Genomic DNA, 22,833 nt, shown 5'->3' with positions numbered 1-22,833 from the left:
CGGCTTGAATTCAACAGCAAGCTGCGGAAAATCAATGCCGGAAGCGCCGCCGACAAGTGGATGCCTTGTGGCGGCGCTCCCGGAGCGCGTTTACGCTTTATTGACCGGAACCTCAGATAGATAGATCGGCTGTCATTTGCCGGCAATCATATCGGCAACCTTCGGCGCCTTGTCCAGCTCCTCCATGACTTTGCTGCCGCCGGCCTTTTTCCACTTGTCCACGTAGCCGTCCCATTCCTTGTCGACATCGACTTCGCCGAGAATCGATTTGAAGAAAAACTCGTCGACGATCGTTTTCAGCCCGGCGCCGTATTGGGCCTGCACGGCGGACAAATTCGTCGTGTTGAAGTAATCCCACTTGTAAGGCCGAATTTTCAAATCCTTGCCTTCGCCGAACAAGGTCCAGTCCATCAGCTTGCGCGGCATTTCCCCAAAATTGAATTTGATACTGTCGAGCGTATTGATGGAGTGGGTATAATAGCCAAGCCCCTCTTGTTTCGGATTCACGTTCTCCATCAGAAGCGGTCGGGAATTGTTCGGTTCGCCTTCCCACTTGAAATCGACGCCAACTTCTCCGAAATTCGACCAGATGATCCCCTCTTGATTAAAGTTGAGATAATCGATGATTTGCAGAATGCGGGCCAGCTTCTCGTCGTCCACCTTCTTGCCGATCACCATCTGATAAGTCAGCGGCGATACCGGCGCTTTGGCGCTGACCCCGCGGAAGCCGTCCGGTCCCTTCTCGGGAGCCATGATCAAAATTTTCGCTTTCGGGTTGTTGTTCAATACCGACATGGGCGGTCTGCCCGCATACGTCTTGGCCGTAGGATCGACGTAGTTGTAACCCGTCTGGAAATAGCCGGTGATGCCGCCGGTCGTCTTTTCCCATTGCTTGGTCGTATTCAAGGTCGGGAATTCGGGGTCGATGATGCCCTCCTTGTACCAGACCGCCATTTTCTTGAGGAAATCCCTGTATTGCGGCAGGATGTTCCATTCGACCAGTTGGCCGTTTACTTCCTTGTTGTATCCGGGCGCATTCGCGGCGGAGCCGGCAGGCGCGATGCCATAGGCGCCCATCAACGAAACCCAGCCGGACATTCTGTCGTTGCTGGCGGCGACACCGAACGTGTCCTTTTTACCGTTGCCGTCCGGGTCGTTGAATGTAAACGCCTTCAGAATCGTTTCCAGCTGATCGAGCGAAATGCTTTCCGGCGAGAAAAAAATGCGGCCTTCCTTGTCGAGCTGCTGCATCTTCACCTTCGGCACCAGATTCAGCTTCTCCAGCCAATCGAGCCGGTACATCGAGAGATACTGCAAGCTTTCCTGCTGTTCGGCCAGGCCGGTCAGCGCGATATATTCGTCCGTTTTGCCTTTGACCAGATTCATCTTCCAGCCGATCGGGTGAGCGTCCAGCATCTTCGCATAATTGGGCGCGTATTTCTGCAGCGCGGCTTTCGAAATCGACCGGCTCACACCGTCGCTATACAGCTTGACGGCATCGCCGTAATAGAACACGGCGTCCGGCATCTCGCCGGAGTTGATCATGAGCGATACCTGATCGGTATTCTGGTTGTCGACCTTGGTGTTTTTGATTTTGACGTTGAACATCTTTTCAATCTTCTGCTGCACGCGGTTGTTGTCCTTGATCTCCGTGCCGCCGCCGCCGAGCCATGCAATGTCCAGCGTTTTCTCGAACGGCTTGGCCGAGGCGCTCGGCTGCGCCGATGCTTGCGCCGACGCCGATGCCGACGGCTGCGCCTCCCCCTTGCCGCCGCTGCTCGAGCAGCCGACCACGCCGCCCAGCATCAGAACCGCAGCCAGACCGCAAGATACGGATCTTTTTTTCATTGCAACGTTCCTCCCTTTTGATCGTGTATAAAATGCTTTTTATGAAAAAGCAATTTATCCCTTGAGCGAGCCAACCGTAATGCCTTTGATAAAATGCTTCTGAATGAACGGGTAGAAGAAGACGATCGGGCCGATCGTAATCAGAATGACCGCCGCCTTCACCGTGGCCGAATTCAGCATCGCGTCGTTCTGCCGGCGAAACGCTTCCATGCTCGAGCTTCCCTCCGCGGAGGAGTATTCGATCAGTCTCCGCAGCAGCAGCTGCAGCACCAGCTTATGGTCGTCGCGGATGAAGAGCAGCGCGTGATACCACTGGTTCCAGAAGGACACCGCGTTCCAGAGCACCAGGGTAGCGAGAATCGGCCGCGCAATCGGCAGAATGATGCGGTACATGACCGTCAAATAGCCGGCTCCGTCGATCAGCGCCGATTCCTCCAGCCCCTTGTCGAGCGACATCATGTAATTGCGCATGATCGTCACATAGAACACGTTCAGCGCATGCGGCAGAATGAGCACCCATCTCGTATCCATCAGACCGAGCGACTTGATCGTCAGGTAGAACGGCACGATCCCGCCCGAGAAAAACATCGTGAAGACAAAGATCAACGTGATGGCGCTGCGTCCGGGCAATTCCTTCTTCGACAGCGGGAATGCCGCCAATACGGTGACCGCCAGCGCCAGCAGCGTCCCGATCACAGTGATGAATATCGTATTGCCGTAAGCGGTCAGCACCTGATTGTTGCGGAATATAAATTGATACGAGCTGAGCGACCAGTTCTTGTTCCACAAATGGAACCCGAGCGTCGCCGCTTCCTCGGGTTTGGCGAACGAAAGCATGAACGTGTCCCAGAACGGGTAAATCATCAGGAATGAAAACACGAGCATGCCCGTGTTCAAAGCGACGTTCCACATGCCTGCGGAGCGTCTTGCGCCACGGCCGCGGACGACGGCGCGATTGTACGCCGTTCCCGTATGGCCGCCAGCCGTATTCCGGTTGCCTGATCCCACAATAACACTCCTTCTCCGCGATTGTTATCCAGTCTCTCAACATACATGCCCTTCGCGCATATTCCTACCAGATGCCGTAATCGCTCTTGCGGCGAATGATCAAATTTGATCCGAGCAGCAGGACGATGCCGATGGCGCTCATAAACAGGCCGACCGCGGTGGAAAAATCGTACCTGGCGTTCACAATGCCGATCCGGTAGATGAAGGTGTCGAGCACGTCGCCGGTTTCGTACACGAGCGGATTGTACAGATTGAAAATTTGGTCGAAGCCGGAATTGAGCACATGCCCGATCTTGATCAGGAACAGGATGACGATCATCGGAACGATGCCGGGAATCGAAATGTGCCAGGCCTTGCGCAGCCGGCTGGCGCCGTCCATGTCGGCGGCCTCGTACAGCTGCGGGTCGATGCTGGCAAGCGCGGCGATATAGATGATGGCGCTCCAGCCGACATCCTTCCAGATGTCCGTGGCAATCAGAATCGGCCGGAACCAGTCGTTGGAGATGAGGAAATAAATCGGCTTGCCGCCCGCCAGCTGAATCAAATAATTGATCGTCCCGCGCTGCGGCGACAAGATTTCGCCGACAACACCGGCCAGCACAACCCAGGAAATAAAGTGCGGCAAGTACGAGATGGACTGGACCGCTTTCTTGAACCGGCCATTGCGCATTTCATTGATCAGCAGGGCGAAAATAATCGGCATCGGAAAGCCGAAAGCCAGACGCAGCAAGCTGATAATGATCGTGTTTCGCAGCGCCCGGGCGAAGCCGACCGTGCTGAACAGCGTGCGGAAATGCTCGAAATGGTTCCACGCGCTTCCCCACATGCCATCGGCGACACGAAAGGTTTTGAAAGCGATGATGACGCCGTACATGGGGATGTAATTGAAGAGAATAACCAAAACAAACGCCGGCACGAGCATCGCATACAGCATCCACATTTTGCGGAAGCGCTTCAGCACGGAAGCGCGGCCGTCCGCTGCCGCCATTTTTGAAACCGCATTCAAATCGCTAGCTCTCACAACGAAGCTCCTTTTTCGTATGGGATATGATGTGTTGTGAGCTCATTATAGCGCTGCCGGCGATTGAAAAAGTGGACGATTTAAATCAAATCGTGCACGATATTTATATCCTCAAGGGCAGATAGAGACGGTGCTCCGCCGATCGCTGCTGCTATTCGAAATCAAACTCGGCCTGCCCCATCTTGGTTCCCAGATGGGGCAGGCCGCTTCTCCTCAATGTCTCCTTCTTCAATCACGAACTTATTTGCCGTACCCGAAACTCTTCAACTGGCTGATGGCGGAATCGCGGTACGTATTGAACTTGAACGTCGTGTCGAGCGTCTTCAGGAAATTGTCATAGCCGGTGAGCGGCTGTTGACCGTATACGAATTTCGCAAGCTCTTCCTTGATGAAGCGATCGGCGTCAGCCGCCTTGTAGCCTTCGGGATAATCGATCAGACCGTTCAAAATTTGAATACGCGGCGTTTTCTGGGCGAAGGCGTTCCATTCGCTCGCTTCCGGCGACTTCGTCGTCACGTATTCCAGTTCCGGTCGTCCCGTCCATTGGTACAAGTATGTGTAGCCGGCTTCCTTGCTCATCAGGTCGGTCTTGACGACTTTGCCGTTCACGACGTTGTAGTGCTTTCCTTCCACTCCGTACATGACGAGGCGAGCGCCTTTCTTTTGATCCGAAATGTAGTTGAGCAGGTCGAATATGCGCTGCAGCTTCTCCTGATCTTTCTCCAGCGCCTTCGGAATCGCGATCCGTCCCCATGTGGATCCGGCATCCCACACGCCGTCGTATTTGCCGCCGGGACCTTGAGGCGGCGCAATTTGAATCCAATTGGCATTCGGATTGACCGATTTGACCTGCGCGTCATCCTTGCCCCTGTCGCCGACGCCGGCATACAGGATCCCCGCCTGACCTTTGATCGCTTTCTCCCTGTGCTGAATCCCCGTATTAGCCAGCAGCTCGGGATCGACGACTTTGGCCGCAATCAGGTCCTTGATGTATGCGAGCGCCCCCGGCATCCCCGGATCGTACAAATTCGTTACGATTTGACCGTCCCTGACGTAGAAAGAAGGTGTGTCGCCGCCTACGCCAAAAGCGCCGAATATCGGAGCAAACGCTTGCAAGCCTTGACCGGTGATGCCGTAGGTATCTTTTTTGCCGTTGCCGTCCGGATCGTTATTCGTGAAGGCTGTCGCCACGTTCATCAATTCATCGAGCGTTGTCGGCACCTTGAGCCCCAATTTATCCAGCCAGTCCTGGCGAATCCAGTACGTCAGGCTCGGGTTGAGCGGCGACTTGGCGATGGCGTATACTTTGCCGTCAACCATGCCCTTCTTGAGCGAATCTTCGCCGATCAAATTGCGTACGTCTTTCAGCTTGTCGAGGTATGGCGTAAAATCGAGCAGCAGCCCTTGCTTGACGAATTCCTTGAGCTGCGGCCGGTCGACGGCGAACAAATCCGGGAAGTTTCCCGACGCCATGCGCACGTTCAATTGGTTCGTATAATCGTCGGCCGAAGGATACACATTGAAGTTGAGGTCGATGTTGAGCGCCTTGTCGAGCCCCTGTTTGACGAAATCGTCAGCCGGCGCGGGCAATCCGCTTCCTCCCGTAATGACATTGATTTTGAACAATTTGGAGGAGGACGGTTCGACTTTCTTCGGCTCGTCCGTCTTGGCCGGCGCAGGCGAACCCGTCGGCGCTTCGACGCCGGACTTCGACCCGCTGCCTCCGCACGCCGCCAGCACGCCGACAAGCAGCAGGACAAGCGCGAGGAGCATGAACATCGTTCTCTTTTTTTGTTTCATTCCCTTTCCCTTCCTTCTCGTTTAATTATTATTGAAACGGATGGAACCCTTATCCCTGGCGGGACAGGATGGATGGACCGTCCCCCGTCGTCAACCTTTGATCGAGCCAAGCAGCATGCCTTTCGTAAAGTGCCGTTGAATGAACGGGTAAATCACGATAACCGGCAAACAAGCGGTAATGACGGACGCCATCTGCATCGTCATCGTCGGCAGCACGTTCTCCGCATACTCGAGCGGCTGCTGGGTTTGCATCAGCAGCTCGCGGACGATCACCTGCAGCGGGAACAACGAACGATCGGTTACGTAGAAGATCGCCTGGAAAAATTCGTTCCAGTGCCCGACAAGATAAAACAGGCCGACTGTCAAAATGACGGGAATCGAGAGCGGCACGATAATTTGCAGCAAAATGCGCGTTTCCTGCGCACCGTCGATGCGCGCCGATTCGAACACTTCCTCGGGAAGCTGCTCGAAGAAGCTTTTCATAATGAGCACATTAAAGCTCCAGATTGCGTTCGGAACAATCATCGCCCATACCGAATCGAGCAGGCCGAGCGATTTGACAACAAGATAAGTCGGAATGAGGCCCCCGCCGAACAGCAGCGTAATAACGATAATGAGCAGGAAAAATTTCCGTCCGGGCAAGTTTCTGCGGCTCAGCGGGTAAGCGAGCAGCATCGTCAGGATCAGATTGAGCGCAGTGCCCACCACTGTAATGAAAGCGGTTACCTTGAACGCCGTCGGCATGTTCGACTCGGTAAACAGCTTGTGGTAGGCGAAGAACGTTACATGCTTCGGAATCAGGATGAAGCCGCCGTTTTTCAGCACTTCGGCAAGCGGCGTAATCGACACCGTCGCCACGAAAAGGAGCGGGAACATGGCGGCCAAGCCGCAGAAGCCAAGCAGCGCATATACGGCGGCATTGAACAGTTTGTCTGACCCGTTTTTCACCATATGCCTTCTCCCCACTTGTTCGCGATTTTGTTCGCGCCGAGCACAAGCACCAGTCCGATGACCGACTTGAACAACCCGACTGCGGAAGCAAGGCTGAAATTCAACTGCTGCAGGCCGGTGCGATATACCCACGTATCGAGAATGTCCGCCACCGGGTAGACAAGAATGTTGTACAGCACGTAAATTTGATCGAAGCCGGCGTCGAGCAGATGGCCGAGCTTCAGAATGAACAGCAGGACAATCACATTGCGAATGCCGGGAAGCGTAATATGCCACATGCTCCTCATCCGGCCAACCCCGTCGACTTTACCCGCTTCATACAGCGTCGGATCGATGCCGGCAATAGCCGCCAAATAAATGATCGCTCCCCACCCCAGGTCCTTCCATATTTCCGAACCTACCAGAATGCTGCGGAAGTAGCGGGTGGACGTCAGGAACGAGACGGAGCTGCCGCCCAGCTCCTGGATCCAGCGATTGAACAAACCGGAGTTTTCCGACATGAGCGCAAGCAGGATGCCGTAGATGATGACCCAGGACAGGAAGTGCGGCATGTATGTCAACGTCTGCACCAGCGACTTGAACCAGGCTGTCCGGCATTCGTTCAGAACGAGAGCCAGGGCTATCGGCGGGATCGTGCCGATGACCAGTTTGTACACGCTGATGACGATCGTATTGCGCAATAATTGTATAAAAAATGGTGATTGATAAAATTCTTGAAAATGTTTGTACCACGGACTAGCCCATTCGCTGCCCGTTATGCCGTCCAAAATGCTGAACTGCTTGAAGGCAATGATGACACCGTACATCGGAACGTATTTGAACAAAATATAATAAACCACGCCGGGAAGCAGCATTGCGTAAAGCGCCTTGAATTTCCAGAGCTTGTTCCACAGCTTGCCGATCTGCCGTTTGCGGACCGGCACTTTCCCGGTGGCGAGCGGTATCGCGTTCAGGTTCTCCACAAGTTCACCTCTTCGGTTGTGTGCGTTTTCATGTTAAATATACAATCGTCGCGCACAATGCGATATGCAGAAAAGCTCCAATTGTGTTCAATTTAAGACTGATTGTGCGGTTGCCGCCTATCCTCTCCCCGATCCGCTTCCAATTCGGCGTTCTCGAGCGGCATACAGGGCATTTCCACCCGCACAACCGTGCCCACGTTGATTTTGCTGGCGATTCTCAGCCCGTAGCTGTTCCCGTAGTATAGCCGGATGCGTTCATGCACATTGATAACGCCGAGGCCGGTAAAGCGAAATTGGGACGGCTGCCCGGTGTGATGCGTCAATAGGTCGGCAAGCTTGCTGCGCGGCATGCCAACGCCATTATCGCGAATGAACAGACGCAGCTTGCCGTCCGATACGGTTCCCTTGATCGTGATGCGGCCTTCCGTTCCTCTCGGGACAAGCCCGTGGAAGATAGCGTTCTCGATCAACGGCTGCAGCGTCAGTTTCAGGATTTGGCAATGCAGCGCCTCGTTCGCAACATCGATGTGCAGCGTCAGCTTGTCTTCGTAACGAATGCGCTGGATTTGCAAATACATTTGCAAGCCTTGCAATTCGTGGTTCACCGACACCAGCGCCGAGCTTTTGTCGAAGCTGAACGAGAGCAAACCGACAAGCGACTTGATCGTCTCCCGCACCTCCGCGATTTTTTGCTGCTTGGCCAAGCTGCTGATGCAGGCGAGCGTGTTGTACAGGAAATGCGGCGTAATTTGACTTTGCAGCATTTTCAGCTCGTACTGGTTTTTTCGCGCTTCCATTTCCTTCGTCTCCAGCAGCATCTGGTGGATGCGATCCATCATCATGTTGTAGCTTTTGGCGAGCTGGCCGATTTCGTCGTCGCGATTGATCGTCACTCGCGACAGCACGTTGAAGTCGCGCACCCGCTCCATCTTTGCGACCAGCTTGCGCACGGGGTTCGTGAAATAGCGGCTCATCAGGAAGGAGGTGAGCAGCAGCACGAACAGCCAGAACACGGCGGCCGTGCTGTAGTTGTTGTACAATGTAACGAGGTTTTCGTAGAAGTAGCTTTCTTCGATGAACACGATCAGCGACCAGCCGAACCGGTTCTCGCCCGACTTCACGACGACGAGCGGCTCATCCTTCAGCCCCTTGATAGAGCTGACGCCGATGGACATCTCGCCCAGCCGGCCGACGAACGATTCCTCAAGCTCAACCGGGTACTTGTACGGATCAACCGGCAGAAACTTGTCCAGGATGTTCGGCTTGGTCACCACGCGGTTATCGTGCGAAATGACCGTAAACGTCTGGTGTTCGTTCGTCAGCAGCGGCGCGATGCTGTTCGTCAGCTTGTCGAGGTCGATCTCGATCAGCGCGACGCCGAGCGTCTGGCCGGCATCGTTCTTGACCGGCATCGTGTACGCCATCGTCTTCCCCGACAGCGGAGAATTGTACAGCGGGCTGACGTTGATCGCGCCGTAGTTGTCCAGCGCGAGCCGGTACAGCCATTGGAGGTGAGGATTGCCCAGAATATCGTAGTAGGCTTGCGTGTTGGCGAATACGCGGTGGTCGGCCCTGATCAGATATAAAGTTCGCACGATCGAAATGTTGTTCTCCGCATATTCCCGCAAGGTGCCGACGGCTTCCGCTTCATGGCCCGGAAGCAGCAAGTCGTCCCTTTGGGAGATCAGCAGCAGGATGCTCTGGATATTGTCCAGGTAGGAGTCGACGAGTTGATTCGTCCGTCCGACCAGCACTTGCGAGTCGCTGATGACTTGCTTGCGGAACAGTTCTTGCGCCTCGTTCAGATTGTTCCATGCCAAAATGACGAACAGCAGAAACGTCACGCAAAACAGGAAGAGAAAATGCTTCGTCGCCAGCTTCCAGCCGCGGTACCAGTTGTGAACGTTTTTCATCTTCCCCGTCCTTCACCGCAAATTTTTCTTGTAGTCCGTCGGTGAAAATCCCGTCCAATTGCGAAACATTACCGAGAAATAGCGATAGCTCGGAATACCGACTCGCTCCGCGACCTCGTATACCTTGAGATTCGTCGTCTTCAGCAGCTCCAGCGCAAACTCCAGCCGCGAGCGGGTAACGTAGCCGTTGAACGACTCCCCCAATTCCTCGCGGAACAGGCGTCCCAAATAATGAGCGCTCAAGCCCACTTGCCCGGCAATGCCCGACAGCGTCAAGCCGGCGGCCAAATTGTGCTTGATCAGCTTCAACGCATCGTTTACTTCCGTGCGGTACCTCTCTTTCTTGCCGCTTCTTTCCTCGGCATAATGAATCAGATCGGACACGATCTGGTAGAACGAGTTCGCCTGCGCGATGCGATGCAGCAGCAATTCCGTGCCGTTCCGGCCGTTTTCTTGGCGCCACTCGATCGTCCAGTTCGAAACGAGCTGCCGGAGCTGCCCCGGGTCGAAGCGCCGTTCGGTGCAAAGCGCCGTAAACGGTCCGCGGAAGAAAGCGACGAGCCGCTCCTGATTCCAGTTGACGCCGCGCATCTTGTCCGTCAGCTCCGTGACGACTGCCTCCGTCAGATGCGCCGGAGCCGGCGGCTGCCCGACGTACACCTTGCCGTGTTTATCCGCTTCATAGAAACTCGTATGCTCCCAAGCCCGTGCCATGGCCAGCGCGTCCACAAACTGGTCGGGCGTCCGCACCTCGTCGCTGATCGCCCCGTCGATGACGACCTCCTCCGCGATGAAGGGAAGCTGCTTCGCCAGAGCGTCCCGCAGGACGGACAAGACCATCTCCATGAAGTCGACGAACGTCTCGACGCTGGCGGAATCGTCGTGGACGAACAGAAGGTACTCCTTGCTGCCCAGCGGCACCCAGGTGAATGTACCCGGCGTCACTTGCTCGAGTTGGATAAGCGCGCTGTTGATTTCCTGATTGACGAAAATATGCTCGCTGGCGTTCGCGTCCACCTGCAGTCTCGCGAAGCGGAAAGGGAGGGCGAGTTTCGGCCATACGGCGAAGAGCTGCTGCATGACGGCGTCGGGATCGAACGATTCCTTCTTCAGCAAGCGACCAAGCGCTTTCGAATGCACCCAGCGCATCTTGTCCTTCGCGTCTTTCTGATGCGACCTTTCGCGTTCAATCGACAAGCGGGCTTTATGCAGCGCCATGGCCAGGTCGTTTTCGTCGAGTGTCACCTTCAGGAAATAGTCCAGCGCGCCAAGCTGCAACGCTTCGCGGGCATACACAAAATCGCTGTGGCACGTCAGCAAAATGACCTGCATCAGCGGAAACCGCTTCTTGATTTCGCGCAGCAGCGTAATGCCGTCCATGGACGGCATCGTAATATCGGTAATGACCACGTCGGGCAAATAATCGTGGCAAAACTGCAGCGCTTCCTCGCCATTCTTCGCTTCACCGATCAGAACCGCCCCGAACGCATCCCAGGAAAGCGATTTCAACTCCTCGCGAAGCGGAAACTCATCATCCGCAACCAACACACGCAGCGGCCGGTTTTCCATGCTGGCTCATCCTCCCGTCGTTCCGCCATGTGAATGCCCGTCATACGTGTTTCCAGGCCACGCTCGCTGCGCCGAGCAAGCCGACCGTGTTCACGTCGAAGCCGGAAATGCCGAACAGCCGTAGCGACTGTCGAACGACCGGCATGCAGCGAGAGCGGACATGTTCCCGCAAATGCTCCGCCAGCCATTCGTCCCGCAGCACGCCGCCGCCGATAATGAACGCTTCGGGGTTGAGCAGGTTGATCACATTGACGATGCCCGTCTCCAGCGCGCGTACCGCCTTGTCCTTGATTAACGCGGCCAGCTCATCCCCTGCCAATGCCTCGCGAAAAATAGCCGCCGAGTGCAACTGGCCTGTTCGTTCCAGCTCGTGAAGGCTCGATTGCGGGAACCGGCCGAGACGAGCGCGCGCCCGGGCGATCATCCCGCCGCCCGAAGCGGCGTTCTCCAGACAGCCATGGTTGCCGCAAACGCACGGCTCGCCGTCGGGCTCGACCGACATATGCCCGATTTCGCCGGCATAGTTGGCCGCCCCGCGGACAAGCCGGCCGCCGGCGAACAGCCCGGCGGCAATGCCGGTGCCGATGCTCATATATACAAAATCTCCGAATGCCTGCCCAAGCCCCCAGGTCGCTTCCGCCAGCGCCGCTGCGTTCAAATCGTTGTCGAGCGCCACGGGCAGGCGCCCTGAATCGCCGAACTGTTCGGCCAGGCGCACAGGGCTGCCGATCGGAATGCTCATGCAGTGCAGCCACGTCCCGCTCGCCGCGTCGACTTGCCCCGGCATGCACATCCCGATGGCGCACGGAGCCGGGCCATCCCGCGGAAGCTGGCGGAAATGGCCGACCGACCGTTCGATAGCGGCCAGCGCCGCGCCTTGCGACGACCGGTCCATGTCGTACTTGTGCGATTGGCGGATGGTGCCGCTGCGGTCGACATAACCGGCCAATATTTTGGTTCCGCCAATATCTACTGCCAGCACGACATCCGCACTGTCTGAATTACTGTTCATCCGATCACGCTCCCGCTGTCGACAGAGTTCGCGAAAAACGAAAAAAGGCGCAAAGTGAGTTGACTCCCCGCTTCTTCCGCCTTCTTGCGCAACTTTGCCGAATCTGATCATAATTCAATTATAAAGCAATCCACCCTTTATCCGATACCAGACGGGAAAAATAACCGTCGTCCCATTCGAGGCCAAAGCCGGGCGAGTTTGGAATTTCAATGCTGCCGTCGCGAAGCCGGTATCGCGAGCCATCCAGCCCGGGCACTGTCATCGCGTCCCATTCGATAAACTGGAAGCCCTTGATCGCGGAGGCGACGTGCCCCATCGCGTAGACGCCGAACGGGCCGCCGTAGCAATGCGGCGCCGACTTGACGCCGGCGGCGTCGAGCTTCGCCCCGAGCTCCAGCCAGTTGCACACGCCCTTGCCCATAATGTCGTACTGCACGACATCGATGATGCCTTCGAACGCCCAGTCGAGCAGCGACGGCGAAGCTTGCCCTTCGCCATCGGCGATCAGCACGCGTATATCGCGCTTGTCCATCCACTGCTTCAAGTCGGCGTATAGCACGCGATCCTCGTGGAATACTTCCTCTATCCAATAAAGGCCGACATCGGCTGTTTCCTCCAGCACCCGCTTCGTCAGGTTCAGGTTATAGCCGTTGTTGGCGTCGATCATCAGCTTGCCTTCCGGGCCTGCAACTTCCCGCACGGCGCGGATGACGGCAATGTCCCGGCGCGTCCCGCGCTCCAGCTCCATGTGCCGGGCGCCCCGGCCCGTCTTGATTTTGAAATGGCGGTGCCCCGCATCCTTGCCCTGCTGCGCCTCCGCCTGCATATGGGCGATCGCCCCGGCTTCGTCGGCAATGTCCAATTCGTCGAAATAGAGCGACGTATCGTAGCACGGCACGGCGAAGAACGGCGCGCTTGCGGCTGCGGCATCTTCGGCGAACAACGCATACACCGGCTTGCCCCGCAGCTTGCCCAGCCAGTCGAGCAGCGGGCATTCGAGACAGCGATACTCCGGCTGGACCCTGCCGTCCTCCATGAACAATTGCCTGGCCGGCATGCCGATCAGCGCTTTCGCCTCAACCTCGGACAGCTTGCTCCAGCCGTAGCCGTATTGGCCGGCGATCGCGATGCGGCAGGCGCGCAGCACAACGCCGCTGCCATGATGGCCGAGCCGCGCATTTTTGCCGGCAAACCGCTTGCGCTCCCCGGGCATTTCCACCCATTCGATCGACTCCAGCTTCCAGTCGCGCTCGATCCACATGGCGCTCATCGGTTCTCCTCCCGCAGCGGAGGATAGAACGAATAAAAATCGACATGCGGCGAGACGCCGGCAATCGCATCGCCCTTCCACGCTATCGTGTACGTCTTGCCGTTGATCTCCTCGGTCGTCCGCCGCTCCGGCAGCGCGTAGCTCAGGCGAAGGATCGTCCCGACGCCCGGCTTCTCGATGACGATGCAGTCGCCGGCATACTGCGGCTCGGCCGGCATGCCGTCGATGAAGAGCCTCACCGATGCGGCCGGCGTCCACCGCGGGACGCGAATCCATACCGCCCGGTCGACCTTCGGCACGACCGTCAGCTGCCCCTCCCCGCCGCGCTCGCTGCGCACGTCAATTCGCTCGTCGGTGTAATCGAGATGGAACAGCACCCGCATGTCAAGCGCGGAATGCCGCACGATATGCTCGTAAATGTCGGCGAGCGAATGCGCCACCGCGCAGGTAACGTCGGTTACATTCATCCTGCCCGAATGCGGCTCGTCATGACAGCCGCCGTAGCCGCCGATAATTTTTGCGTTCAAGTTCACGTCGGCATCGCTCTCCAGGCCGCGCAAGGGCGGGCTGTCCACGATTTGCGAGGGAAGCAGTCGACAGCGCACAAGCCGTTCCGCTTCGTCGAAGCATTCGCCGTAACCCTGCAGGCCGAGCCACAACCCGAGCTGCGCCGCGTCGCCGGGCGAACTCGTTTCGCCGAAGCCTTCGGTCAGCAGGTCGTGCGCGTTAAAACCCGAGGGCCGGAATATGCGCGGCAGCCCGACGTGGAACGTCTTCGCGACGCGATCGACGTAGTGCCGCTGCCCGGTCAGCGCGCCGTACAGCACAAGACCGCGCAGCGTACCGAGGTACGAATGCGCATGGCTCGCGTCCGAACTCAGGTTGATGCGTCCGTCTTCCTGCGTCGTATATTGGTAGTGGTAGCGGGCGAACCGTTCCGCCAGCTCCAACGCCAGTCCGTCGCCGGTCGCCTCGTAGAACCAGACGAGCGCCTCGATGAGCCGCCCGTTCGAGCTGCACGGATCGAAAAACTTGTAAAACTTGTTGCCGCCGCACGCATGGAAGTAATCCAGCTTCTCCAGTTCCCATGTACCGTTGTCGCCGGAAATGGCGGCAATCGTCACCAGCATGCGGTGCCCCTTCTCGCGGGCCCATGCGCTGCCCCGCCATCGGATGAGCGCAATGAGCGCCATCAGCCCTTCGCGCAGCGAGTGCAGCTCCACCGAGCGATTCGGCCGCGCTTCGCTGCGCGGCTCAAAACACAAATGGTCCGGGTTGTCGAAGAATGCATAGGTGTTGCGCAGCATGGCTCCCTCCAGATCGGCCGGAATGACGAATCCGGTCGCCCGTTCGATACGCAGCATCGCGTCCCACCATCGGCCGATGTTGTGACCGGGCCAGCTGAAGCTGAATTGCGCCGTATAATCCGGGTTGACGCGCAGCCTCCAATTGGGCAAATAGCCGTGGTCCGGGCTAAGGCAATCGAGCAGATTGCGCCCGGCCAGCAGCAACGATTGTTTGATGTTCATCCGAGAATCGTCTCCCTTTCCCGCGCGTTACACGCACACAATGTCGAGTGGAATGTCGAGCATGACGGCCATCTTGCGCAGCGTGGCCGTATGCCGCCCCAGTCCGAGCACGCCGTGATGAGTGGGGCCAAGCGAGCTCCACCGGTCGACGAACGCCCGCAGTCCGATCGCGAAGCGGACCCGGCAGTTCGTATCGCCGAGATCGAGCGGCGGCCCGCTCACGCACTCTCCCTCCGCGGCTACCATGCGATAACGTCCGTCGCCGTCCTGGGTGAGCGAGAAGAGCGTCACGGCCCCTTCCTGCGGATAAAATTGCGTCACGTAGCCCTTGCCCGACTTGCCGTGGAACACGTCCGACATCGTCAGCTTCGGTTTGGCGGCCGATATGGCCGGATCGCCGGCCCCGCTGTGCCCTATGATGCACTGGTCGAGCTCGTAATCGAGCGAGTACAGCTCGGCCAGCGTCGCACTTCCCGCCAACTGCTTGAGGATGACCATCGCCACCGCCGCCTTGATGTCCGCCTCGACCGGGCAAGCGATCCCGAGCCCGTTCAGCACCGACAGCACGGGGTTCCACGCAGCCAGCAGCTCCGTATGGCGCGCTTGCAGCGCCCCCTCGTAGTGATTGGGCAAGCCGCACAGCTCGTATTGTTCGGCCAGGCGCATGACTCCGCACAGCAGACGGGACATGCCGAGCAGTTCCTGCGCGGATAGATGCGCCGGCATATCGAAGCAGGCGGTGAGCAAACCGGCCGCCGTTTCCGCGTCGTCGTCCGCCACCTGCTCCGCCTCGTCGACAATATCGTCCCATTGCAGATGATGCACGTAGGTGCCGAACACTTTGAACAATGCCGTTTCGTCCACGTTCAGGTCCATCATGCCGGCGAAAGGGCGGCCGAGCAGCGCCAGATTTTGCTTGCGCAGCCGACGGGTGACGGCCGCGGCCGCACTCCAGTCCGCCAGTGCGGCGTCCACCTCGCCGTCGCCGTGCATGTACCCGCTGACGATGGCGCAGCGCTTCTCCATGCGGCGCAGCGCCGCCGTCATCTCCGGCAGCGCCGCGCAAGTAATGCCGGCGCCGAGCCAGTCGTGCAGCGTCTTCACCTGCTCCATCTCCAGCCGTTTCACGCTTTGCACATTGAGCAGAATGACCGGCACGTACAGCTCCCGGATCGCCGGCAGCAGCGTCTCCGAGTTGGCGTACGTCGTCAGTTGGCAGAAGACGAGATCGACGTCGTGCACCCTGAACAGCTGCCCGGCTTCTCTTGCGGCTTGCGCAGTGTCCACCATACCGGCCCGGATCACCGTACAATCCGCGCCGAACTTGCTTGCCAATTGCTCGTAGTGGCCAAGCAATTGCTCCCGCATGCCGGGAAACTGCCGCCAGTAGGACGCCAGGCCCACCGCCATCACACCGATCGTTGCCCCGACCCGATTGCGCAGCATCCGCGATTCCTCCCAGACTCTTATAAAGTAACGTGCCGAACGTCCATCAGTTCGCCGACTTTGCGGAAGAGCGAGCCGTTGTGGCCGATCGACATTGCGCAGTGATGCGTGGGCGCCTCGGCGAACCAGCGGGCCATGTAATCGTCGGGATGCTGCGGAAATTTCACGGGCGTCTGCGTATTGCCAATCTGCATGATCGGGCCGTTCGTGGACACGCCTTCGCTGATGATCAGCTTCAGCCTGCCGTCTCCCGTCTGCGTGACGTTAAGCGTCGTGATCGGGCCCGTTCGCACTTTGGCTTCGACGGAAACGCCCGTTCCCTGCTTGCCGTGGTACAGTCCCATCCCCCGCAAAATCGGCTTTCCGTTCGAGATGGCAATATGGAACGGCCCGTCATGGCCGAGCAAAATCGTTTCGTCGACGTAGTCGACGACGACGATTTCGCTGTAGCTGCCGCCGGTGCCGAGCAAGTCGCATATTTTCATCGCCACCGCGGTCTTCAGATCCCCTTCGCCGGAGCACGGAATACCTTTGGCGGTGAGCAGCGAATGGCCGACGATGAAGCCGCCCTGCAGCTTCTCGTATTCGCCGCCGGGGCTGCCGCGGTAGTAATACACGAGCGCATCCAGATCGTGCTCGCGGACGAGCTTCTCCTGCGCGGCCGCGATGCGGCACGACCACGTCATCTGCTCGTCGGTCGGCTTGCGGGCGATCGGGTCGGACGGGGAGTCGCCGCTAATCCGGAACATGTCCTGCACTTCCGCCATTTTGGCTGCGGTCTCTTCATCTGTTACCGTTTGCAAAATACGTTCCAGCTCGCACATTTCCAGTATTTCGACATGCATGCCGGTTTGCGCCTGCACCATCGTAAAGTCGCTGTACATGTCGAGCATGCCGTTGAATGTGTTGCCGAGGAAGCCGAACCGCGCATGCTGCAAATTGCGCTTCACCCCGGCCGCCCGCACCCATTCCTCGATTTCCCGCCATGCCCGGACCGCCGGCTCGGCATGCTGCGTCACTTCGTTCGTCACCGAAATGGCCGGCGTATGATCCAGCCCGAGCAAGCCGTTCACGACGCGCAGCGGCATGCCGGCGCGGTTGAAGGCGTTGGCGATTTCCGGCACCGGGCAGGCGCCGCAATGAGCGAGCCACTCGCCGGTCGTCGTCTGCGCGTAATGGATCCGGTCGGTCGGCTGCAAGTTCAGCAGCACGACAGGCGCGCGGCATATTTGGTGCACCGGCAGCACCGTCGAGCTGGTTGCGTACGTCGACGCATGGCAGAACACCAGGTCGACGTTGCGCGCGTTGAACCATTCTCCGGCGGCGCGTCCGCCAAACTCCGTATCGACCAGGCCGTAATTGTACACCTCCGCCCAAGCGGCGATGCGCTGCTCGATGAAGCGGCTGTACGCCGCGAGTCGCTCCCTCAGCCCCGGGAACTGCGCCCAATACGGATACAAGCCAATATGGTACAAGCCGATTCTCGGCTTCTTCGGTGCTTTGACAGGCATCAGCTCCGTCACGCCATCAACATCCTCTCCGGATCCGTCGTTTCACTTCGATTCCGCCATGCCGGCCGCTGCCTCGTCATCGAGCAGGACCGTGAGCCGCGGATGCAATTGCAGCACGGAGGCGGGCAGCTCCGGCGTCACCGGGCCGGTCAAGGCGGCGCGCACGATGCCCGCCTTGTGGCTGCCTTTCGCCAGCAGCACCACCCGACTTGCATGCATAATCGACTTGATCCCCATCGTCATTGCGCGTGTCGGCACGTCGTCAAGGGACGCATACTGAAACTTGCGCCGCATCTCTTCCCGCTGCCCGGCGTTCAATTCGACCGCGCAACAGCCCGCGTGGAACGGCATGCCCGGCTCGCAGAACGCGATATGGCCGTTCAGTCCGATGCCGACGAACTGCAGGTCGATGCCGCCGCGCCGGGCAAGCGCCGCTTCGAAGGCGCGGCATTCCGCCTCAAGGTCGTCCGGTTGTCCGCGGAAGCAGACAATCTGCTCCGGCTTGAGCGCGATCGGATCGTACAGCATCCGCTTCAGGCGACTGATGCCGCGCGCCGGATGATCGTCGGGCAGCCCCGCCGCCTCATCCAGGTTGCACACGGAGACACAGGACACGTCTATCTTCTCCTGTACGATCTTCTCCGCCAGCGTGCGGTGCATCCCATTCGTCGTGTCGCCCGTAGCCAGGCCGACGACGGAAGCCGGCTTGCGCTGCAGCTGCCGAATCGCCAGGCGGGCCGCCTCATCGTCAAACCGCTCTTTGGGTACCACCTTGAATTTCCAGACCGCATCCGTCATGATGTTCAATTCGCCCGCTCCTTGTCCGGCTCCAGCCACAATTCCTGCAGCGGCAATGGAGGCAGCCTGTTGGGACCGTTGCTGTAATAGCGCTTGATGTCGTCCGATTCCAGCTGGCCGAGCAGTTGTCTTCTGTAAGGGGACGCGCCCTGCAGCAATCGGTCCGACGGCGCGCGGTAATCGTTCGGCCGCATCCAGATATAGCTGTAGCCATAGAATAATTGCGTGCGCGTATAGCTTGTCGAATGGTTCGGCGTCCCGCCGTGCCACAGGTTTTGCGCAAAAATGAACACGTCGCCCGGCTTGCCGCACACGACTACCTCGCCCTCCACCGATTCGCTGATGTCCGTTTGGTTCGGGTTGTAGTAGGGACGCTTGTGGCTGCGCGGAATGACCTTCGTGTTGCCGCGTCCCGGCTCCGACATATCGCTGAGAATGTAGCAAACCCTTGCATAATACATCGGCGTAATGCCGTTCACACTCGGAAACACGGGCGTCGGTCCGTCCTGGTGCCAGGGGATCGAGCTGAACGTATTCGCTTGCAGCTTGTGCGGATTCGGCTTGCGCACGCTCAGATTCGAGATGAAAAACTGAATGTTGAACCCCATAATATTGACCATCAGCGGCAAAATCGTCGGTTCGTCGATCAGAGAGGCCAGCTCGGGATCAAGTTCGATGCAATTGTAAATGTTGTAAGCCACGCTCTCTTCCTGTTGCGCAACAACGGCATCGACGGCCCGATTGAGTCGCGCCACCTTGTCCTCCGACAACACGCCGGGCAAAATCAAATACCCTTCTTCGTGAAACTGCTTGACGAGCGCAGGAATATCGAGCTGCACTGCACACATGCCGCCATTCGCCTCCATCTGAATCGTGTAATTGCCGCTAAATGCCGAATGTATTGCCGCCGTTGACGGCCAAACATTGACCGGTAATAAATTTCGCATCCCCGGATGCGAGGAAAGCGACGGCCTGGGCAATATCGTCCGGATCGCCCATCGTCTTCATCGGTACCTTGCTCCGATACGCTTCCATCGAAGGAACGAAGATGCCGTCCCGCGGAATCCAGCCGGGCGCCACCAGATTGACGCGAATCCCGTGCGGGGCCAGCTCGTTCGCCCAAGACCGCGTCATTCCGATCATCGCCGACTTCGCCGCCACGTAGCTGGCATAATTCGGATTGCCAAGCTGCACCACCTCGCTGCCGATATTGACGATGCTGCCCGCGCGGCGCTCCTTCATCGCCGGCAGCACCGACCTGGTCAGGAGCAGCGGCGCTTTGACGAAAAACAACAATTGATCCAAATACGTATCCCACGTGGAATCTTCGATCGCGAGCATCGGCTGCGGCCCGGTCGCATTGTTGACCAGAATGCCGATGGGCGCGTCGAAGGTTTGCGCCGCCCGATCCATAAGAGCGCTTACGCCATCCTCCGCCGTAATATCGGCGCGAATCGCTTCGGCCACGCCTCCCCCGGACCGGATCAGCTCCACCGTATACTCCGCTTCCGCCACATGGCGGGCGTAATTGACGATCACCTTCGCCCCTCTTGCCGCCAGACAAGTGCTGATCCACCTGCCGATTCCCCGCGATCCTCCCGTCACCAATGCCACTTCACCGTGAAGGCTGCCACTCACAGAACCACCCCTTCGGCATGTGCCTAGCGTCTTGTTCGACTACACTATATCACCAACAAAATCACAAAAATATACATGAAATCTACATAAGTGTTCGAAATCGGGCGCGGCTGCGAGCGTCGTGCGGCCCCGATTCGCCGAGTTCGGGAAAGCAAAAATTTTGCTAAATCCGGTCATAATTCGATTGGAATGCGGCGCCGGCGAATTTATATAATGATGGCGTACAAATTGAATCCGAAGGAAGTGATTTCCATGAACAACGTGTATCGGCTGGGCTGTATCGGCACCGGCAACATCAGCAACGCGGCGCATATTCCGGCTTACGTGTCGCACCGGCGCATAATGAAAGTAACCGCCATCTTCGACACCAACCCGGACCATGCGAACCGCACGAAGCAGCACTACATCCAATTGATGCAGGAAGCGAACAGTCCGGTAGACTGGGAAATCGTCATTTGCGACACGATCGACGACCTGTGGAGCCACGTCGACATCGTCGATATCTGCACTTCGCTTCGCTTCCACTCGCACTATGCCGCACTCGCCTTGCAGCACAACGTCCACGCCATGTCGGAGAAGCCGATGGCCCGCACCTGGTGGGAAGCGCAGCACGTTGCGAACGCGGCCAGGACTTCCGCCGCCTTGTTCCAATTGAACGACGATAACCTGTTCATTCCGCGCTACCAGGCGATGCGCAACGTCGTGGAAAGCGGCGCGATTGGCGACGTGCAGCACGTGTGGATCGCCCGCGGCACGTATTCCTCCAAGCGCGCCGCCTGGTTTTTCGATCCGATCGAAGGCGGCGGCGGCGCGATACTGGACTACGGCTCCCACGCCGTCGCTTCGACCTGGTTCATGATCGGCTTCGACAAAGAGCCGCAAGAGGTGCGCTCGCTCGGCGTCCGGGTGAAAAACCGCACTCGCCTGATCGAAGGGCGGCTGCAAACGATCCATGTCGACGACGACGCGCATTTCAAAATCCGCTACCGCAACCCGGAGAGCGGAGACTGGATCAACGTTGTCATCGAAGCGACATGGTCGTGGCCGGATCTCGCGGAAAACGGCAGCGACGTAAAAGGATATATTGAAGTTCAGGGAAGTAAGGGCAGCGTAACGTCCGTATTCGATGAGAACGACAAGGAATATTTGAAAATCACCGATCGTTTCTTTGGCGAGCGGCTCATTCCGATCAAAAGCTACATGTCGGAGGATTTGTCGTTCGAGGACGAGATGGTTCATTTCTGCCGCACGATCGAGCAGGGAGCGGAATCGTTGCTGAACGCCGAGCGGGGGGCGACGATCATCAAAATGATCAACGGCGCCCAGCTGTCGGAACTCAACCGGCGGCAGTCGGTTTCGCTCGACGAGGTCGAGGCGTTCACTCGGCAGTTCGACCGGGATGGCCGGTCCGTGCTTGAGGTCGCCGACCGGATCGCCATCGCATTCAACGAGCCGCATCGCGTCGGGTGCTGAACGCCGAACGAACGGAGCCGCTGAAGCAAACCGGAGGTTTGCTTCAGCGGCTACATGCCGTTGATGCGCCGGCTTGTCTGGTAGCCTGAATGTTTCTGGAATAATTTAGGGGACATGCCGATCATTCTTTTGAACATGGCATTGAAATACGACAGATTATGAAAGCCGGACTCCAGGGCGATTTCCGTTATTGTCCGGTTCGACGTAAGCAGCAGCCGGCGCGCGTGCTGGATGCGCCGCACCGTGATGAACGCGGTCAGCGTCATGCCGGTTGCGCTTTTGAACTGGCGGCTCAGGTGGGAAGGGTTCAGATGAAATTTCGCCGCAATTTGCGACAAGCGGAGATTTTCTTTGTAGTCCTGCTGGATATAACCGATAATTTCCGCGATGACCGGCGGCATTTGGAAGTTGTCGATCGCATTCGCCGCGTTCGCCTCCACCACCTCGTCGCACAGCCGGTTTACTTCGATCAGCAACTGCTGCAGCAGCGCCGTCACATATTGCGAAGAGAACGTTTTATCGCTGGCGTATTCCTCATGCATCGTGTCCAATATGGACTCGAAGCGGGCGACCCTCGCACCGTTCAGAATGAAGTGCCGCGGATGGTCGGCGTAATTCATTCTCACAGCGTCGAGCGCGTGCTCGAACCCTTCGTTGCACCAGGCTTGCCCCAGCCCGACGTGGAGCAGCACGATCAACGCGTCGAAGCCGCCGCGGTCGACCATTTCCGACTTGTGCCTCGTTTTCGGCCCGATCACGAACAAGTGGCCGCGCTCGAACGTGTGCACGTCGTTCCCTATGCAGCATTTTCCGCTGCCCGACAACACATACATCAGCTCGATGTGGTCGTGCCACTCCCACACCATTTTCCAGTCGCCGCGATTGCGATTGATCTTGACGTCGAGTCCGCGCAAGTCGCTTCTCGTCCGCAGCGCCGCCAGTTCCTGCATAGGCTTCTCTCCTTGTATGCTAAGAGCAGCTACCGATTGGTGGTTGCTCTTGAATATTTTTTTAGACTCTTTAAGACAGTGATCTTTGAAAAATGAATCGAAAGTGTTTCCCGGCTTGCGGACGTAGCCCAAGC

18 protein-coding genes are annotated in these 22,833 nt (G+C 58.1%); 1 reads left to right on the top strand and 17 read right to left on the bottom strand.

Translation table 11 applies throughout. The annotated features are described in order from the left end of the window. Positions 1–132: 132 nt before the first annotated feature. The 16 genes from EXY20_RS32860 to EXY20_RS32785 all read right to left on the bottom strand — a co-directional run bounded on the left by EXY20_RS32860 (position 133) and on the right by EXY20_RS32785 (position 20,276). Positions 133–1,848 carry a type 2 periplasmic-binding domain-containing protein gene (locus EXY20_RS32860; RefSeq protein WP_135556658.1) on the bottom strand — a complete coding sequence of 572 codons (1,716 nt, stop codon included), beginning with the start codon at positions 1,846–1,848 and terminating at the stop codon, positions 133–135. Positions 1,849–1,902: 54 nt separating this feature from the next. Beyond that, the gene (locus EXY20_RS32855) at positions 1,903–2,856 is read right to left on the bottom strand and encodes a carbohydrate ABC transporter permease (RefSeq protein WP_135556657.1); all 954 of its coding nucleotides are present in this window, start codon (positions 2,854–2,856) and stop codon (positions 1,903–1,905) included. A gap of 64 nt (positions 2,857–2,920) precedes the next feature. Then, positions 2,921–3,877, bottom strand: coding sequence for an ABC transporter permease (locus EXY20_RS32850; protein WP_235886314.1), 957 nt, complete (start codon positions 3,875–3,877; stop codon positions 2,921–2,923). A gap of 240 nt (positions 3,878–4,117) precedes the next feature. After that, a complete protein-coding gene (locus tag EXY20_RS32845) occupies positions 4,118–5,677 on the bottom strand; it encodes an extracellular solute-binding protein (RefSeq protein ID WP_235886313.1) in 1,560 nt (519 codons plus the stop codon). Between the two features lie 90 nt (positions 5,678–5,767). Further along, positions 5,768–6,628 carry a carbohydrate ABC transporter permease gene (locus tag EXY20_RS32840; RefSeq protein WP_135556656.1) on the bottom strand — a complete coding sequence of 287 codons (861 nt, stop codon included), beginning with the start codon at positions 6,626–6,628 and terminating at the stop codon, positions 5,768–5,770. Further along, positions 6,622–7,482 carry an ABC transporter permease gene (locus EXY20_RS32835; RefSeq protein ID WP_135556706.1) on the bottom strand — a complete coding sequence of 287 codons (861 nt, stop codon included), beginning with the start codon at positions 7,480–7,482 and terminating at the stop codon, positions 6,622–6,624. The genes EXY20_RS32840 and EXY20_RS32835 overlap by 7 nt, the downstream gene beginning before the upstream one ends. Positions 7,483–7,682: 200 nt before the next feature. Beyond that, positions 7,683–9,503, bottom strand: coding sequence for a sensor histidine kinase (locus EXY20_RS32830; RefSeq protein WP_135556655.1), 1,821 nt, complete (start codon positions 9,501–9,503; stop codon positions 7,683–7,685). 12 nt (positions 9,504–9,515) lie between these two features. After that, entirely contained in the window at positions 9,516–11,072 is a 1,557-nt protein-coding gene (locus EXY20_RS32825; RefSeq protein WP_135556654.1) for a response regulator, read from the bottom strand. Between the two features lie 40 nt (positions 11,073–11,112). Further along, positions 11,113–12,084, bottom strand: coding sequence for an ROK family protein (locus EXY20_RS32820; RefSeq protein WP_167859689.1), 972 nt, complete (start codon positions 12,082–12,084; stop codon positions 11,113–11,115). 118 nt (positions 12,085–12,202) lie between these two features. Further along, positions 12,203–13,354, bottom strand: a complete 1,152-nt coding sequence (locus EXY20_RS32815; protein ID WP_135556652.1) for an enolase C-terminal domain-like protein — start codon at positions 13,352–13,354, stop codon at positions 12,203–12,205. Beyond that, positions 13,351–14,883, bottom strand: a complete 1,533-nt coding sequence (locus tag EXY20_RS32810) for a hypothetical protein (protein ID WP_135556651.1) — start codon at positions 14,881–14,883, stop codon at positions 13,351–13,353. The genes EXY20_RS32815 and EXY20_RS32810 overlap by 4 nt, the downstream gene beginning before the upstream one ends. Positions 14,884–14,910: 27 nt before the next feature. Continuing rightward, positions 14,911–16,329, bottom strand: a complete 1,419-nt coding sequence (locus EXY20_RS32805) for a sugar isomerase (RefSeq protein ID WP_135556650.1) — start codon at positions 16,327–16,329, stop codon at positions 14,911–14,913. A 20-nt stretch (positions 16,330–16,349) separates the two neighbouring features. Beyond that, positions 16,350–17,852: an L-fucose/L-arabinose isomerase family protein gene (locus EXY20_RS40160; protein WP_235886312.1), complete on the bottom strand. Its 1,503-nt coding sequence runs from the start codon at positions 17,850–17,852 to the stop codon at positions 16,350–16,352. Between the two features lie 30 nt (positions 17,853–17,882). Beyond that, positions 17,883–18,638, bottom strand: coding sequence for a glucosamine-6-phosphate deaminase (locus tag EXY20_RS32795; protein WP_235886320.1), 756 nt, complete (start codon positions 18,636–18,638; stop codon positions 17,883–17,885). A 5-nt stretch (positions 18,639–18,643) separates the two neighbouring features. After that, a complete protein-coding gene (locus EXY20_RS32790; protein ID WP_135556648.1) occupies positions 18,644–19,486 on the bottom strand; it encodes a phytanoyl-CoA dioxygenase family protein in 843 nt (280 codons plus the stop codon). A gap of 37 nt (positions 19,487–19,523) precedes the next feature. Continuing rightward, positions 19,524–20,276, bottom strand: a complete 753-nt coding sequence (locus EXY20_RS32785) for an SDR family NAD(P)-dependent oxidoreductase (protein WP_135556647.1) — start codon at positions 20,274–20,276, stop codon at positions 19,524–19,526. A 252-nt stretch (positions 20,277–20,528) separates the two neighbouring features. On the opposite strand from EXY20_RS32785, the gene EXY20_RS32780 reads away from it, so the two are divergent. Next, entirely contained in the window at positions 20,529–21,749 is a 1,221-nt protein-coding gene (locus tag EXY20_RS32780) for a Gfo/Idh/MocA family protein (protein ID WP_167859688.1), read from the top strand. 50 nt (positions 21,750–21,799) lie between these two features. Here EXY20_RS32780 and EXY20_RS32775 read toward each other — a convergent pair whose 3' ends face one another. Further along, positions 21,800–22,699 (bottom strand): AraC family transcriptional regulator, encoded by a 900-nt coding sequence (locus EXY20_RS32775; protein ID WP_135556645.1) that lies wholly within the window; start codon positions 22,697–22,699, stop codon positions 21,800–21,802. Between the last annotated feature and the right edge of the window lie 134 nt (positions 22,700–22,833).

This window comes from Paenibacillus cymbidii (genome assembly GCF_004764705.1).
Classification (GTDB): domain Bacteria; phylum Bacillota; class Bacilli; order Paenibacillales; family NBRC-103111; genus Paenibacillus_AN; species Paenibacillus_AN cymbidii.
This window is presented reverse-complemented; position numbering and strand designations above follow the sequence as displayed.